The following is a 16561-nucleotide window of genomic DNA, read 5'->3' as shown; positions in this document are numbered from 1 at the left end:
AAAGTATATCAGAATACTTTCCGTTATTCAAAGGTAATTGAAACCATTTTTGGAAACGATCAAGTGAAGTTCTATCCATGAATATTTCAGATGTGAGCCTGGACTCGATATTTTAAATATCTTTCGAGGTATAATGGTAAATAAATCATCCATTACGAAAGGAGAAAAATGCTCCATGGAAGCTTCAGAAATAACAGCGGTTGCCGCACTCATCATATCTCTCCTCCTCAGCTTTAAAGTGTTAGGCCTGCAAAACCAACTCAATGATATGAAAGATGAGCTTGAATGGTTGAACAAACGACCGGAAAGTGCTGACTTGTACAACAAGGGTCCAGCAATTACGGATGTTCCGGCAGGACAAAGCGCAGACTATCTCTCTGCAGAACTTGAAGGAAGACTGCGGATGATGCTTGCTTCCGGTAAAAAGATTAAAGCTATCAAATTGCTGAGAGAAGCGAAAGGCTTATCTTTGAAAGAAGCGAAGGACTTTGTAGATAGCATGGATCATAAACTGTAAAATCAAATTAATGATGTTAATCATTCATGGCGTAAACTAAAAATTACACACCCGAAAATATAGACTCTATATACAAAAAAAGCAGACCTCACAGGTCTGCTTTTTTCTTCTAAATCTAGCGTTCAAGCAAAGTAGTGAAACGCTGTCGGTTCTCGAAATATACGATCTCACGGTATCCGGTGTCATATGCCAGGTTCGCGGCTTCATTCAGCATCATACCGATATCGTCCGGAAAATGGGAATCGGAACTCAGCGTGATAGGAACGCCCTGTTTATAAAGGCTGCTGAGCAGAGATGGGCTTGGGCACATTTCCTTAATCGGATATCGGTAAGCAAGGCCGGTATTTATTTCAGATGCCACGTTCGCTTCTTTCAGCACGGCAGCAACCTCATCGTACATACCCAGCATCTCACTTTCGTCCGGCCTGTAATTGAACACCTTCAAATTATCCAGATGCGCAATAATATCGAACAAGCCCGAGCGTGCAGCCTGCTTCACATGCTCAAACAAGTCCCGGTACAGATCAAGCAGATCTCTGGTTTCAAACAGATCCTTAACCTCAGGATTGTCGAATCCCCATCCTTCCAGAAAGTGTACACTTCCGATTACATAATCCAGCTTGTACCGATCCAGCAAGGTTTTTAATTCCGCTTCCCCGCCAGGGAAATAATCAGCCTCCACACCAACTGAAAGCGGATAGCCTTCACCCTGCAGATCCCGGACAGCCTTCAGATAAGTGTCAATGGAGCCCACACGAACTCGGTCGAACCATTGGCGCTGCAGTTTTCCCAGCTTGCTGTCATCCATTAAAATGTACTTTTCGTAGTAATCACGAAATTCATCAAACCGGTAAAGATGGTCAACAATACCGAACCTTTCGATACCTTTCTGACGTCCGCGTACCAGATATCGCTCGATCCAATCTTTCGAGAAACAGCCTTCCTCCAACCGTCTGTTTAATCTTCTTGTCTGCTCCTCAATCCATGGAAGCGTATGAACAGGGTGGCTCGCTTCAGTTTCGTTTAAAGTCGCGTCAATCGCCTGGGCGGTTCTTTGCAGCCATCGAAATGAATAGGGGCCCTCCTCCAAATGAAAATGAAAGTCGACTTTCACTAGTTGTCCTCCTCATCAGCTATCCATAATGCTATATCTTTCTCAGCTAAGTATTGCCGCCACTCTTGGGAGACTTGACGGTCTGTAATAATTGCATATACTTCGTCCAGAGAACAAACATTGGCAAATGTCGCTTTCCCAAACTTGGATGAATCCGCCAAAATTACACATTCATCTGCACGTTCCATCATTTTACGAGAAATATTCACCTCAGAAAGCTCGTAATCGGTTATGCCTTCGGCAATCGATAATCCACCGACCGAGATAAATGCCTTGTTTACACGCAGCTGCTTCAACATAAGTTCTGCCAGCGGGCCTGACATGGATTTCTGGCGTTTATTAACCTCCCCGCCGATAAAGATGATTTTACCGGGGAATATTTCCATGGCGAGCAGCATCGTTGGCGTGGAGTGAGTCACAATCGTGACATCACGGCAATTCGTCAGATTGCGAATGATTTCAATTGTGGTTGTGCCACTGCCAAGCATAAGCGTATCGCCATCCTCCACCATCGAGGCAGCGAAACGACCGATGGCGGCTTTCTCCTTCGCATAAAGCTGGGTTTTTTCCTCAAACGGCAGCTCAAGGGAATCAGATCGGACTTTAACAGCTCCCCCATAAACCTTCTTGAGCTTACCCTCCCGATCCAGACGTTCCAGATCGCGTCGAATCGTTTCGGTCGAAACATGGAACTCCTCGGCCAGTACAGGTACCTCGACACGATCCTCTCTGCCCAGGTTCTCCAGTATCTTTTTCCTTCGTTTCTCGAATGACAACGACACGAAAACTCGCTCCTTAAGACGATTTTTGGACGCTCTTCCACTCTTTCCGAGGAATAAGCAGCCGAACGGCCGTCCCTGACGGCAAATGTTCAATGGATTGTCCACTTAGAACATCAACGGTTACGGGCAATCCGGATACAAGCACCTCGAATCGAAGCACGTTTCCAAGAATTGAAACCATTGAAATCGTGCCGTCTGCAGCAATTTCATCGCCGCTTGGCTCTACGTCCGGACGCTCAATACGGATGGCTTCAGGACGAACCGCAAACATATCACCCTGATCAGGAAGGCCGCGCAGCGGAAGACCCTCCAACTGCTCCCGGCTCCATACATTGTAGTTACCAATGAAACGTGCAACGTATTCGCTTGCAGGGGAGGTATATATTTCATTCGGGCTGCCGACCTGCTCGACTATACCGTGATTCATGACAAATATCCGGTCAGAAACGGTCAGTGCCTCTTCCTGATCATGTGTTACAAAAATCGTGGTCATATTCAGCTTCTGTTGAATTGCGCGGATTTCATTGCGCAAGCTACGCCGGATTTTTGCATCAAGTGCACTAAGCGGCTCGTCGAGCAGTAGAACCGTTGGTCTCTTAACCAGGGAACGAGCTAATGCAACCCGCTGCTGCTGACCACCGGAGAGCTGATTCGGGTAACGTTTCTCCTTGCCTTTCAGATCAATAATACCGAGCATTTCTTCTACCAGCGGACGGATCTCCGCCTTGCTGAGCCCATCCATCTTCAGACCGAATGCAATATTATCGTAAACAGTCATGTTAGGAAATAGCGCGTAAGACTGAAATACCATACCGACATTGCGTTTCTTGGGGGGCAGCTGTGTAATATCACGGCCGCCAACCAGAATGGAGCCCCCCTCGTCAATGTCATTAAGCCCGGCTACGGCCCGCAGCAGAGTACTCTTGCCGCAGCCGCTAGGTCCGAGGAGTGTAATGAACTCCCCCTCATTAATGGTTAGGGAGACCCGGTCTAATACCCGGTTCTTGCCATATGTTTTGGATATATTACGAAGCTCGACAAAGCTCAAGCCGATCCCTCCTCTTCGCCGTCAGACGGCAGCATGGTCCGTGAATTGCGGTCACCGATTTTCAATACGAGAGCAAACAAGACAGATACCAGGGCAAAGAAAGTGACGATGGTTGCACTTGAAGCGTGTCCATCAGTGCCTAGAATCCGGAACAAATACACCTGCACTACTTCGTAACTGCCGCCAACAAGCATATTGGCTAATACAAATTCACCGAATATGATTGAGAACGACAACAAGCTTGCTACAATTACGCCCGGCATAATGTTCGGCAGGATGACTCGCAGGAAAGCATTTGCCTTGCTTGATCCAAGAATCTCAGCGGCTTCCATAAGCTCCGGCGCATTGACCGACCGGAGTGAATTCCGGGTGCTCGTATAAACGAAGGGCAAAATGATAACAAAATATACACCGATTAAAATCCAAATGGTGCCGGAAAGAGCGACCGGTGGTGACGAGTAGAGTTTAATCAGACCTACTGCTGCAACAACTCCCGGCAGAGCAAACGGCAGCATGACTATGATCTTGAGTACCTTATCCAGGCGCGGAAAGTATAACGAAATCAAAAATATGGTCGGCACCGTGATAAGAAGCGTCAAGGTTACCGTAATTAACGCGACAAGAAAGGAGCGTCCCAGGGCCATTAAGAACCTCTCATCAGAGAGAAGCTCAATGTACCATTTAAACGTAATACCCTTTGGCAAAATGCTGTTCTCCCAAACGGTGCTGATCGAGAAAAGAATCGTAACCAGCAGCGGAAGGAGTAAGAAAATGAGCACCAGAGTGGTTACGGTCAGATGCCAGACCCGTCCGCCTTGCTTTTTGCCGTTGGCGTTGGTTTGCATACTACCTCTCCTTCCTTGTCAGCTGAAGCATTTTCTCGTTAACCAGCATGGCAATGACCAGAATGAGAAACAGGATAACGGCCAGTGCGCTGCCAAGTTCCTGACGTGGGAATATGTCACCTGAGACCAAGCCGCCTATTTGGATAGGCAGCAAATTGAAATTTCTAAGCGCCAGCGCATAAGCGGTTGCATAGGCTCCCATACTGTTGGCAAACAGTACACTGAACGTTCCGGCAATTCCCGGTAAAAGAACAGGTATGCCGATCCGGCGCCAGAACTGCCAAGTGCTGGCGCCGAGCAATGAAGAAGCTTCCTTCCATTCCGTCCGGATAGCGTATAAGGACGGGTAGATCAGCAAAATGCCCATAGGAACCTGGAAATAGATATACACCCAGGCGAGACCACTCCATGTATACAAATCAAAAACTAAAAATGACAGGCCCAGCTTCTGAAATAATAATGTCATCATTCCGTTGGTACCGAACAGAATCATGAAAGCAAAGGCCAAAGGAACGCCGGCAAAGTTCGTCATGATGTTGGAGACATTCAGCAGACGGTCTCGTATTCTTGAAGAAAAGGTTGTGAACGAGTAAGCGGCAATGACCGCAATGATAATTCCGACAAAACTGGAAACGAGTGATAAGAGCACACTATTTCCAATTGCCTTCGAGTAGAGCGGATTTGTCAGCGCCTTCACATATTGGTCGAGCGTAAACCCACCGCCGCCTTCATTCTGAAAACTGGAGTAAAACATGGAAAACGCCGGGAGAAACAGAAAGGCGAATATCCATAGGAAGAAAGGAACGAGCAGCACGTACATTATTTTATATGAATTTGCACTTCTTCCTGCCATTTGATACTAAGCTCCTTCACCGTGTTTTCCCATACCTTATAATCCTTGATTGGCTTGGTGTTTTTATACTCTCCCTGCGGTATCAGTTTCGCCTCCACTTCCGCGGGCAATTTTACGCTGGAACGGATTGGACGAGCATATCCCTTAGCCAGATTGATCTGTCCCTCATCGCTCAAAATATAGGTGCGGGCCAGCTTGGCAGCATTCGGATGAGGGGCGTACTTGTTAATGATGGTAGCGTATCCGCTGATAACACTTCCTTCCTCGGGAATCGCTACCTCGAACTTGTCAGGTCCGAGCTGATCGCGGTTGCCAAGTGCATTAAAGTCCCACATCAGTCCCACAGCTACTTCACCCTTCTGGATGTTGGCAACCGAGATATCCACCTTCGACAGCCGGCCCTTCTCCGCCAAACGCTTAAAGTAATCCAGCCCCGGCTGAATGTTACTCTCATCGCCGCCAAAGGCGAACGCTGCTGCTAAAATGACGTGTTGAGCTTGGGCTGCACCGATTACATCACCAAGCGCTATTTGATAATCAGTGGCACTTTCCATATCCGCCCAACTTGTCGGGCACTTGCTGACTAATTCTTTATTACAGAGAATGCCTATACTTCCGGTGTATGCAACCATCCAGTGACCATCCTTATCCTTGGCCCACTCCGGGATTTCATCCCAATACTGGGTTTTATAAGGCTGGGTAACTCCTTTCTCTACCGCAACCGGTCCGAACGCGATTCCAACATCGCCAATATCTGCGGTCGGCTTGTTCTTCTCAGCTGCAAACTTATTAATCTCATCGGCGCTTCCCATGTCCGTATCGGAATGCTCCAAGCCGTACTTGTTCGTCAAATCAGCCCAGGTATCCTTCCAGTTAGCCCAGGTATCCGGCATGCCCACACTAACGACCTTGCCTTCCTCCTTGGCTAGCGGAGCCAGCTCCTCCAGCGTCAGCACTGGACCGGCGTCCTGACTGCCCTTGCCTCCTTGTTTGCTGCCACTCTCCTCTGAATTTCCGCATGCGGCCAAACTAAAAGCAAGCATCCCCGCAGCTACAGTCATGAACGTTCTTTTTCCAAAGATTGTTTTCAACAAAATCGTCCTCCTCGTTTTGATTAACTGGCTTTTTTATACTTCCATCCCGTGTCGCTTGTTATGGAAACCCGGAATTAGGAATGGCATCATATCATGGGAGGGCTCGAGTCCTAACAGACTAGCGCCTAAAGGAGCAAGAGCAAGCTGCGGCACATATTCATCCGTGTAGACACCCGGCTCAAATAACGAGCTTATGACGAACATAGGAACATCCCGTTCCCCGTTGCCTGTTCCGCCATGATGACCGTCTTCATTCATGCCATGATCGGCTGTAATCAGGATATGGTAGTTCTCTTTCATCCAGACAGGTAACAGCTGAGCCAGAATACTGTCGGCAATAAGAGCCTTTCCCCGGTATTCCTTAGAATCTGAGGTATATTTATGACCACTGTCGTCAATGTTCATGGAATGAATATAGAGAAAGTCCGGGTCGTACGTTCGGCGCAAATACTCTGCATCTGCAAATAAATGTGTATCGGGGTATGTATCATCGAAGTAAAATTTCCCGTGTTGAATAGGGTGGTTCAATTCATGCTGTTCTCGATCCTGTAAATAATCAAACGGCGCACGGTTATAAAGCTCACTTACCCAGAAATAGGCGGCAGCTGCTGTTGTAAGCCCTTTGTTACGCGCCAGATGAAACAGACTTTGCTGGCGGGACAGCCGCACCACCTGATTACCGGTTATGCCGTTTTGCCAACTTGGCGTACCAGTCAACAATACCTCGTAAAGCGGACGTGAAAGACTTGGCAGCTCTGATTTGACCTTGTAGAGAGATGCCTTAGACTTTTCCACGAGATGAGACATATACCCCATTTGGGAAATAGCCGTATCAAATCGCAAACCATCCAGAACAACAAAAATGAATTTTGGCATGCATGGCCTCCTTGTTGTCGTTTACTAACCCTAGCTAAAGTTGTGAGAACGTTCTACTTCGATTCATGTTGTTTTTGTGTGGAATCATTCATGATTTTCTGTATTATAAACGCTTACATTTTGATTAGTCAACATAATTATGATTTTCATCATATACTTTTGTGGGAAGTTGTGGTTTTAAGGCAGGCTCTCAGTCTTTCGTCAAAAAAGCCGGAGAAGTCTCCCCCCCGGATCATAATGATCGGGGAGAGGGCTTCTCCGGCTCTTCACGCCAAACTGTTTTCGACTTTGATAAGGAAAGTTAATGGGCCGTGAGTTCACAGCTTTAACCGCGCACTCTTTAATACTCTCCTTTAATCACAAAAAACGATCCCCGAATCGTTCCGGCTAATTTCGACTTCTGTCTGGCAAACTTGAATTTTCCTTCTAACTCCGCTGGGACCTCCATCCCCTCGGAAAGCTTAAAACCAACAGCGCGCTTCTTAGGGTCATTCACCGTATACATGACATTAAGACCAAGGCCATCCTCATAAAAGACGTAGGCAAATTGGATATTTTCCACTTGAAAACGCGATGTTTCCAGAGGCTTGGCCGCAAACTCAATGTTACGTTCTTCTTTCAAAACCCGGTTCACATAATCAAGTGTATCCTGGCTTTTACTTGCCGGTGTCACCGTAAATTCATGTTTGTACTTGTTCATGAAGTAACGGGCTTCATTCGCTCGTAAACCGGCAAGAGCGTCTGCTACGGGCGATGATTCCAGACCAACTGTTGACACATTCTTAAAATCAACGATATACGACATCTTGTTTCCTCCTAAAGATTTCACTTCCTAACAACAGGAATCCACATCTCACCGAATACGGATCCATCACGCTGCCCCATCTCTACCGTTGCATTCGGTCCGCCAACGTAAGCATAATCCTTTGCTTCAGGCAGCACTTGACCAAAGGCTACACCCGTAAGCATAGTACTCAACTCTTCAGCCGTTCTCCCTTCCCCTTTTACAATCAGGTATTCCCCTTTAGGGAATTGAATTACCCGGGTTGCTTCCGGCAAAGACGCCTCAGACAAGACACCGGCATAATACATCATCTTGTGATTTACCGCTTCGTTTACGGCAAATATATAGTCATTGTCGGCTACTGCCTTTAATGTATCGAGCCGTCCATCTTGTTTCACGGCCTCCCAGAATTCTGCCTTCTCCTTGTTTATGCCGGCATAATCTGTGTAATCGCTCTTAAGCTCCGTACCAAATCCTAACACGGTAAAGCTGTCTTTTTCCTCAAGTGTATAATTTCCCATATTCTAAACCATCCTCTGCTTTGTATTTACCAAATGATTTATCTTTTCACTTGATAGGTTTATAATAGTATTTAATCATGTCAAAAAATGATACTGTTTAGGGGTTCCGATGAAAAAAGTTGAACGAATTAATATCATCATGCGGTATATCAATAACCGTGCCCACTTTACCATTTCAGAAATCATGCAGGAGTTCAATATCTCTCGCTCGACAGCAATTCGTGATATCAGGGAAATTGAAGCCATGGGGATGCCGCTTGTCGCTGAGGTTGGAAGGGATGGCGGTTATTTTGTCATGAATAACTCTGTTCTGCCAACTGTCCGATTTACCGATAATGAGATTAAAGCCTTATTTATTGCTTTTATGGCTACAAGAAACCAGCAGCTTCCTTACCTGAAGAGCCGACAATCTTTAACTGAAAAATTGCTTGGCCTCATCTCAAAAAATCAGCAGGATGATCTGGTTCTATTAAATGAAGTATTGCTGTTTGAAGGAACGAACCCCCACAATCCGGACCTGCTTGATCTGTCAGACCTGCCTCACCCGATGTTAGAAAAGCTTATTCAGCTGCTTCTAATGGACAACTACTTATTGATTTCTGTCCAAGAAGAGAAGAAAATACACTCTTACCCTATCTATCTCCTGCATCTTTATCGTGAAAAAAGTATGTGGCTGATTGATGGCTTTAATCTGGAGGAAGAGAAAAGACAGACCATCCCCGTCGATAATCTCATCGATGTACAATCATATGCTGTGAAAAATAGAGCAGCCAAGAAAAAGATGCTAGAAAGAATAAACAAGCATGAAGAAGCATTCAACCTGGTTCTTGAGCTTGGTCCCAAGGCGATTGCCCAATTCAAAAAGTATCACCCATTAAAGTTGACGATATCATATACGAGTCCTTTTCAAACTACAGCGATTTTAAAGACATTTATCCAGGTTCATCGTTCAGAAGAGTTATCCGAAATAACCAATTGGCTGCTATTCCTCGGCGGGGATATCAAGATCAGGCAGATACCGGAAGAACTCTTGGCAAGTTTAGAAGACCGATTAAATCTGTACCGTTCCTGAGCAATAATCGTAAAAATAAGCTGATCACTATATTTGAGTAATGAATATTGCAACCTTTCCCCTTGGGAAGCGTCTAAGACTACACAAGGACAGAGAATGTTGAGTTTAATTAATGAGGTGATCCGAACCAAATGAGTCATATCACGATGGCGGAAGCTTTGGCTGTACGTGCAGCCATGAATCGCCTGATCAATCAATTGATGCAGGAAAGAATGAACAACAGCAGCACCATCATTGAAAAAGGAGAAACCGCCGAGTTTCCTATACGCAGTGTAGACGTTATTACAGAGGAAATCGATACGGTTTCAGCTGATTACAGAAAGCTTGACCTGCTAATGGCCATATCAAATACAACCGAGACGATTTCATGGAACGGCGGCAGCATTACTGTCATGGAAGCAATTGAACTGGCTAAGCAGATACGCAATGAAATCGGACAGCTAGCCCATCTCGGCTCCCGTAAGAAACTGGAGCGGCAGAGCAGCCGGGGACATGACGGTTCTGTTACGCTGTTTACTGTGGCATTGTATGATCCGGAAGCGTATCAGGCTGCTGCCCGCAAAAAGGAACGCGAGGTCACGAAGCTATCGTCTCTAATTGAGCATGCCAACCACCATTCCAAAATTCCTTTTGACGCTGCAAAATATATGGAGTAAGGGGAAACGCTGGCTTCAAGCCTGCAATGAACTACCTCTTGCAGGTTTTGAGCCGGCGTTTGCCGGTCGGCGGGAAAGTGCGAGCAGCCGTTTGTTGTTTGTCGGATACAAACAAAGTTAAACCCACAATCGACTCCTATGGTAAAACGGATGACGATTAACGGATTACGCCTATCACTTGTTTACGAATGACGGACTACTCCAGTATAAATTTGAAAGCTCCGTTTCCCGCCGCTTCATTACAATATCTCTATATAGCCTTCTGTTCCATTCACGCGGATTTGCTGCCCGTCTTGTATCTGTTTGGTTGCGTTCTCTACTCCAACCACTGCTGGTAATCCATATTCACGTGCAATGACAGCTCCATGGGTCATAAGACCACCGACTTCGGTAACCAATCCTTTGATGGATACAAATAATGGCGTCCAGCTAGGATCCGTAAAAGAGGTGACCAGTATGTCTCCTTCTTCTAAATTAGCCTCTTCTATATTCAAAATAACACGCGCCCTGCCCTCTACGACTCCTGTGGATACAGGCAGACCAATGATCGCTCCCTCTGGGAGATTCCCACGTTTATACTTCCCGGCGATGATTTCACCATCCGATGTCATAACACGCGGCGGAGTCAGTCTTTCATACCACTTATACTCATCTTTCCGTTTGCTGATGATCTTTAGATTCAGTTTTTTGTTGCGAACGGCTTCATGCAGCTCTTCAAAAGTGAGATAGAATATATCTTCTTGTTCGTGAATAACACCTGCTTTGACAAGCTGTTCCGCTTCTTTCATTAAAGCCTGCTTATAAATAAAGTAGCGGTTGATCATGCCGTATTTCGGGTATTCCCTATACCCGCTGAACTTCCGAATGAGGTCAATTTTTCGTTTGGTCTCTATTGCTTTTTGTTCTCCGTCTGGTAATCGCCGTAATCGATCTAATAACTCCTGTTCTTTTTGATAAGCCTCCTCTCGCCCTTTTTCAAAAATTCGACGGCTGGCATTCGGCTCAAAATTTTTGATGTTATTCAGAATCAACGGGACAAGGGTGCTTGGTTTTTCTATCCATCGGGTCCTTGAAATATCAATCTCGCCTGCACATCTCATGCCGTATTTGCTGAGATAATCATTAATTGCATCGAGGGTTTCCTGCCCGCCATCCAGCTTAGCCAGCTCATCCCCAAAGTGATCATCTGTAACATGCTGTAAATAATCAGTGACTTCCGGATAAGGACGTATCACATCGGCGACATCCAGAAGCGCGAGGCCCATTTCCGAAGTGATATTGCCAGGCACAGATTGGGATAGCGTATCAGCTGCGTTTTTTTCACCTAACCAATTATTCATATTCTCATTGATCCAGGCTGAAGCATTCATGGCAGCCATAATCACGGCAGAACTCTGCGGGTCAAACAAAATCTTTCTCAATTGCTGAATATCTTCCCGAATAAAATCGAATAAATCTGCTCCAGATTTCGTCTGGATGTTTTGTTGTAACTCTACGATCGAGATTTGACTGCGCCTGATCAGGTCAGAAACGATGTTCGAATCGTTTTCGAGCTCCGCTGGAAGCCCTGCTGGGGGCACTCCTTTACTGCTATGTCCCGGTATTGATTCTTGATTATCAGCAGGAATTGTTTTTATAAAATCTCCCCGTTTAATAAGCGTTGTAAGTGCGTCTTTAATGAGTGGGTCGGACTGTCCCAAGGTATTTAATATCGTCTCTCTGCTGGCAGGTGATTTCAGCATAGGTGTTACATTAACAAACAATCTTCCGCCAGCTTTACGCATGGGTGCGGGAGTGGTTAACAAGTAAAATGAAAGTCCCAATGGCTTCATCGGATCAGTCATCATCTGTTGGTGACCCACAGACACATAGACGTGATTCTCTTCATCATTCTCTTCAGGAATCGGGTATAACGTCGTGATCGGCCGACTCTGAACCATATAAAAGGTATCCTGATCCAAGCACCATTCGATATCTTGCGGCTGGCTGAAATAAGCTTCGATCTGTCTGCCGATGCGTGCCAGCTGTAATATTTGTGGATCTGTTAGCGATTGAGTCCTTTGCAGCTCGGCATCAATCTGCCGGGTCTCTGTTCCTCCTTCTGGTCGCCCATAGACAGCCAGTTTTTTGGCTTCAATTCGCTTATCAACGATTTTCCCTTGCAGCACTTTAAAACCATCAGCAGATACCAAACCAGAGACCAGGGCTTCTCCCAATCCAAAACTCGCATCGATGGACAGCAGCTTTCGATTAAAGGTCACCGGATCAGCGGTAAACATAATCCCTGACGCTTGCGGCAAGACCATCCTTTGAACGATAACGGAAACATGAACTAAACTGTGATCAAATCCATTCTGAATACGGTAGATGACTGCACGTTCCGTAAAAAGGGATGCCCAGCATTTGCTGATATGCTGCAGGATGGCATCGATGCCGATGATATTTAAAAAGGAATCTTGCTGGCCCGCAAAAGATGCATGCGGTAAATCCTCAGCTGTTGCACTGGAACGTACTGCATAGGTCTGTTCCTCACCAAGCTGGGAGAGATAGTTAGTCACTGCGTTAACAACATCAGAAGGAATATCTGTTTCCATAATGAGCTCTCTGATCCTCCTGCTTATCTCACCAATCTGCTCTTGATCCTCTGCTTTCAACAGATTTAGACGGTCTAACAAACCTTGATACGTTTCGTTTTGCCCGACGGCCCTGTGATAGCCTACCGTTGTCACACAGAATCCTTCGGGTACTCGTATTCCATCGATTTTTGATAATACCCCTAAATTTAATGCTTTCCCTCCCACAAGCATCAGCTGCGTTTCATCCATTTCCTTAAAACCCAAAACTAAAGAGTTCATCAGTCTTCCCCCTCCAATTTGTCATTTGACAAGGACCTATTAGCGTGTTAGAATAAAGATATAAGATTTGTAAGATATGTATTTAATTGTAATCAGAGTCGCGTTCTGATTGTATCACTGTCCTTACATATAAGCAATATTAAAGAACCGTACCCGGTTCTTTTTTTGTTTCTCCGATAACATACTTATTGTAAAAATAACCACAGCCGGCCAAGTAGGCCGGCTGTGAGCTGTTTTATACTCAGCTATTCGATTTTATTAAGTAATGGATTTCATTTATTATTGTTCATTGCCTGTATTCCCGCTGTATCGATGAGCATGAGGAATTCTGCCATCTACTGTTGTATAACCCTCAAAATAATGATAGTGTCCTCCTCCTGGCAACGGAATCGCAGGACCCGTCGTTCCCTTAATTAAATGCTTGTGCTGGTCATTAACCGACGTTTGGGCATGATAATGATGTACATGTGGAACACCACTTGGAGCGGGTTCAGTCACACCAACGTAATGATGAAAATGGCCAACATCAAAGGATGTATCCCCTTTGAAGGGATGAACATGAACGTTAACTGGTTTACCGTCCCATGATGTAAGAAAGAGTTGATGTGAATGTTCAGAATCAGAACCACCATGGTGAACAATAAATCCGGTTATCGGAATTTCCATTTAGGGCACCTCCCTTATATAAGTGGGTATTTAGATATCAGAGTATATGGTGTTGGCTTGATCCAATATGCCAGCCCTACGATTCTCGCCACTCACTTATGTATAAGCCATTCCTACCAAACGAAATGTACTGTATAAATGCTTCATGGGGACGGTAAATACCGTCCCCAAACTTTACTGTCGTATTTTAATTAAATCCAAAAAGCACCCACGATGATAACCAAGAGAATAAACAACACCAAGACCATACCTACTGGGTTTCCGTAGCCATAACAAGCTTTTTCACAACTCACTGATATTACCTCCTTGTGTTTTGGATTGATACAGTCTATGTAGACATACGGCCTTAGTTTTGGGCATTTCGGTAATCATGCTCAAAATGTGCTAATGACTAGTTTCCCCCTTCCTAAACGTGTATTCATAAAACAAAGCGCATGCCATCGATGGCATGCGCTTCTCTGAACCCCAAAAATGCTTACTTATTATTGAAGTTCTCCACATATTTTTTAAAATTGTCTAATATCGCCTGCCATCCGGCTTGCTGGATTTCAATGGCTTGGGTTTCTTCCGCTTCGAACGATTCAATGACTCTTGTTTGGTCATCTTGGCTGATAAAGTCGATCTTCACTTTCCTGCCGTCTCCAAGTGTATAGGATATACGTTCGTTTACACTCACTTCGTCGTATACTCCGCCAAAATCGAATCCAAAACTGCCATCTTTCGCTTCCATTCTGGAGACAAACTTACCACCGACCTTTAAATCATTCTCGGCATGAGGTGTATGCCAATCGTCCGAAGCTGAATTCCACTGCATAATATGCTTCGGCTCCGTCCAATATTCCCACACCATTTCAATGGGGGAATGGATTACTGTTTCAACAGTTATGATTACCGGATTTCCTGATGCCATCATGCGGCCTCCTTTGTAGATAATTTAAATTGAAACCAGAAATCAGATTTATTTTCGATTGCTATTCTGAAGTTTGTAAGTCCTATTGATCAGATCGTCTCATTAAAAAAACAGCTTTTCATAGCCACCGATTGGGGTGATTATAAAAAGCTGAGCTGCTATGCAGCTTCTGCCCCGGTTCGATTAAAATTTATTAGGAAACTGTTTGACGATACCTTCTGTCAGGATGTCCGCCAAATGAATCATATGAATCTCATTTTTATCAGTAGCCGCAATATCCGCTTTCCAGTCTCCTTTTAAGCAGCTTATAACGATCTCCGTAATCAACTGGAGATGCGTATACAGCATATCCTGCAGTTCTTTAAACTGCCAGTTCGGGTTCGCCGTACTTAAGAATTTGGCAATATCATCTGCGTTTCTATGCCAATCCTTCTCTAGCTTTTTCACTTCCGCCTGGTTGCCCTCTTTGGCAGCCGCTACAATTTTACCCGCGATCAAAATATGCTCTCTTAGAATTCCAGCCAGCTTATTGCCGAATTCCTCCCCATAATAAGGTTTGAACACATTACCTATATCCTGCTGATTACGCAGAAGACGGTCCAATACATCCTTCTGATCTGGACGATTAGAGATCGCACTGACAATATAGCTTCTCGTCCATATCGTATGGTCGATCCATACCTTTTGCATATCGGTTTTCAGCTGTACCATCTTGGGGCTTAAGCAAATGGAATTCTTCTTCTCTGCTGCCTTTGCTTGCACGGATAAAACTGGCATTATGCTGAGAGCAAGCACCAAGAACATCGCCAGTAACCTTTTGTTATTCACTCTTCATCTGCTCCTCTGGATGTCGAAATGTACATGCTGTCTTATTATGGATATTCCAACCGAAAATATACAGAGAATTGGATCAATCGATGAGCAGTATGGGCCTGTTAGGTACGCGAATTCTTATGTTGATCATAACTGCATCTTGTTTTCGATTCGCTGCATAAATTCTTCTGCCGCGCTGTAGCCCAATTGCTTAAGTGACCAGCTGTTGGCGGCCGCTTCAATCAGACTGGCTACATCACGGCCAGGCTGAAGCTGAATTTCGATATGCGGGATTTGGATACCGAGGTATTCTGTGAATTTCGGCACTGTCTCAAGCTCATTGTTCAGTGAGTTCTCCTGCCACGGGGAAAGTTCAATATCCAGCACGATTCGTGTCTCATCTTGAAAAGCCATGCGTCCGTATTGGCGCACAACATTTATCAGCCCGAGGCTTCGCAGTGCGAGAAATTCCCGGGTTGTTTCGTTATGAGTACCGAGAAGCGTTGCAGGACCCAGCTTTTTAAGCACAACGATGTCATCTGCTACGAATCGGTGACCTTTTCGGATAAGCGAGTGGGCTGTTTCACTCTTGCCTATTCCTGATTTTCCTCTGAGCAGAATACCTATGCCCGCAACATTCACACAGACCGCATGAATGGACATTTCCTGTGCTAATGTTTTCACCAAATAGCTGTCCAGCTTGGCGATGAACTCCGTTGTCTTTTCAGCAGTACGCAGTAACGGTATACCCTCCTGATCACAAAACATCGTCAAATATGGAATCTCCTGCTGTCCTGACGTCACGATAAAGCATGGCGGATGATATTTCACAATATTTCCGATATGTAACTGACGATCTTCTACACTAAGGGTCAGTAAGTAGTTGATTTCTTTACGACCGAGAACCTGAACCCGCTCCATAGGAAAAAAATCAAAATATCCAACAAACTCAAGTCCTGGTCTATGTGTTTGTGGACGGGTAATTTCACGGTCCATCCGTTTCGCTCCTGCAAGCACTTCCAATTGAAACTTATCCGTAATACTCTGTACATTGATTGATTTCATGTTGTTACCCTCCTGTAACTAAGGTATAAACGGGATCATCAGTTATCTATTAGGTATTCGGATATATTCAACACCCTAAAGATACTTTCC

General features: G+C 45.2%; 18 protein-coding genes. 3 read left to right on the top strand and 15 right to left on the bottom strand.

Annotated features, from left to right (window positions below; genetic code table 11):
* Window positions 1-175: 175 nt before the first annotated feature.
* Window positions 176-517 (top strand): ribosomal protein L7/L12, encoded by a 342-nt coding sequence (locus BN1234_RS03075; RefSeq protein WP_054955192.1) that lies wholly within the window; start codon window positions 176-178, stop codon window positions 515-517.
* Between the two features lie 115 nt (window positions 518-632).
* On the opposite strand, the gene BN1234_RS03070 is transcribed toward BN1234_RS03075, so the two are convergent.
* The 9 genes from BN1234_RS03070 to BN1234_RS03030 all read right to left on the bottom strand — a co-directional run bounded on the left by BN1234_RS03070 (window position 633) and on the right by BN1234_RS03030 (window position 8434).
* A complete protein-coding gene (locus BN1234_RS03070; RefSeq protein ID WP_054955191.1) occupies window positions 633-1631 on the bottom strand; it encodes a histidinol-phosphatase HisJ family protein in 999 nt (332 codons plus the stop codon).
* The gene (locus BN1234_RS03065) at window positions 1631-2413 is read right to left on the bottom strand and encodes a DeoR/GlpR family DNA-binding transcription regulator (protein WP_054955190.1); all 783 of its coding nucleotides are present in this window, start codon (window positions 2411-2413) and stop codon (window positions 1631-1633) included. The genes BN1234_RS03070 and BN1234_RS03065 overlap by 1 nt, the downstream gene beginning before the upstream one ends.
* A gap of 13 nt (window positions 2414-2426) precedes the next feature.
* Window positions 2427-3461: an ABC transporter ATP-binding protein gene (locus tag BN1234_RS03060; RefSeq protein WP_054955189.1), complete on the bottom strand. Its 1035-nt coding sequence runs from the start codon at window positions 3459-3461 to the stop codon at window positions 2427-2429.
* A complete protein-coding gene (locus BN1234_RS03055; protein WP_054955188.1) occupies window positions 3458-4306 on the bottom strand; it encodes an ABC transporter permease in 849 nt (282 codons plus the stop codon). The genes BN1234_RS03060 and BN1234_RS03055 overlap by 4 nt, the downstream gene beginning before the upstream one ends.
* A 1-nt stretch (window position 4307) precedes the next feature.
* A complete protein-coding gene (locus BN1234_RS03050; protein WP_054955187.1) occupies window positions 4308-5159 on the bottom strand; it encodes an ABC transporter permease in 852 nt (283 codons plus the stop codon).
* Entirely contained in the window at window positions 5126-6250 is a 1125-nt protein-coding gene (locus BN1234_RS03045; RefSeq protein ID WP_245640075.1) for an ABC transporter substrate-binding protein, read from the bottom strand. Before BN1234_RS03045 ends, BN1234_RS03050 begins: the two co-directional genes overlap by 34 nt.
* Window positions 6251-6286: 36 nt before the next feature.
* Complete coding sequence (locus BN1234_RS03040) at window positions 6287-7129, bottom strand: alkaline phosphatase family protein (RefSeq protein ID WP_054955186.1); 843 nt, start codon at window positions 7127-7129, stop codon at window positions 6287-6289.
* A gap of 340 nt (window positions 7130-7469) precedes the next feature.
* The gene (locus BN1234_RS03035; RefSeq protein WP_054955185.1) at window positions 7470-7934 is read right to left on the bottom strand and encodes a DUF8821 family protein; all 465 of its coding nucleotides are present in this window, start codon (window positions 7932-7934) and stop codon (window positions 7470-7472) included.
* A 20-nt stretch (window positions 7935-7954) separates the two neighbouring features.
* Entirely contained in the window at window positions 7955-8434 is a 480-nt protein-coding gene (locus BN1234_RS03030; RefSeq protein ID WP_054955184.1) for a GyrI-like domain-containing protein, read from the bottom strand.
* A 109-nt stretch (window positions 8435-8543) separates the two neighbouring features.
* Between BN1234_RS03030 and BN1234_RS03025 the strand changes: the two genes are divergently transcribed.
* Window positions 8544-9506: a helix-turn-helix transcriptional regulator gene (locus BN1234_RS03025; RefSeq protein WP_054955183.1), complete on the top strand. Its 963-nt coding sequence runs from the start codon at window positions 8544-8546 to the stop codon at window positions 9504-9506.
* 131 nt (window positions 9507-9637) lie between these two features.
* Complete coding sequence (locus BN1234_RS03020; protein ID WP_054955182.1) at window positions 9638-10162, top strand: hypothetical protein; 525 nt, start codon at window positions 9638-9640, stop codon at window positions 10160-10162.
* A 239-nt stretch (window positions 10163-10401) separates the two neighbouring features.
* Here BN1234_RS03020 and ppsA read toward each other — a convergent pair whose 3' ends face one another.
* The 6 genes from ppsA to hprK all read right to left on the bottom strand — a co-directional run bounded on the left by ppsA (window position 10402) and on the right by hprK (window position 16471).
* A complete protein-coding gene (ppsA, locus tag BN1234_RS03015) occupies window positions 10402-13017 on the bottom strand; it encodes a phosphoenolpyruvate synthase (RefSeq protein WP_054955181.1) in 2616 nt (871 codons plus the stop codon).
* 279 nt (window positions 13018-13296) lie between these two features.
* On the bottom strand, window positions 13297-13683 hold the full coding sequence (locus tag BN1234_RS03010) for a YmaF family protein (RefSeq protein WP_054955180.1): 387 nt from the start codon (window positions 13681-13683) through the stop codon (window positions 13297-13299).
* Window positions 13684-13874: 191 nt separating this feature from the next.
* Window positions 13875-13982: a YjcZ family sporulation protein gene (locus BN1234_RS22700; protein ID WP_370733781.1), complete on the bottom strand. Its 108-nt coding sequence runs from the start codon at window positions 13980-13982 to the stop codon at window positions 13875-13877.
* Window positions 13983-14158: 176 nt separating this feature from the next.
* Window positions 14159-14593: an SRPBCC family protein gene (locus BN1234_RS03005; RefSeq protein ID WP_054955179.1), complete on the bottom strand. Its 435-nt coding sequence runs from the start codon at window positions 14591-14593 to the stop codon at window positions 14159-14161.
* 183 nt (window positions 14594-14776) lie between these two features.
* Window positions 14777-15421: a glycosyltransferase gene (locus tag BN1234_RS03000; RefSeq protein ID WP_170307978.1), complete on the bottom strand. Its 645-nt coding sequence runs from the start codon at window positions 15419-15421 to the stop codon at window positions 14777-14779.
* A gap of 132 nt (window positions 15422-15553) precedes the next feature.
* Window positions 15554-16471 carry an HPr(Ser) kinase/phosphatase gene (hprK, locus tag BN1234_RS02995; RefSeq protein ID WP_054955178.1) on the bottom strand — a complete coding sequence of 306 codons (918 nt, stop codon included), beginning with the start codon at window positions 16469-16471 and terminating at the stop codon, window positions 15554-15556.
* Between the last annotated feature and the right edge of the window lie 90 nt (window positions 16472-16561).

The sequence above is a fragment of the Paenibacillus dakarensis genome (assembly GCF_001373415.1).
Lineage (GTDB): Bacteria > Bacillota > Bacilli > Paenibacillales > Paenibacillaceae > Paenibacillus_AQ > Paenibacillus_AQ dakarensis.
This window is presented reverse-complemented; position numbering and strand designations above follow the sequence as displayed.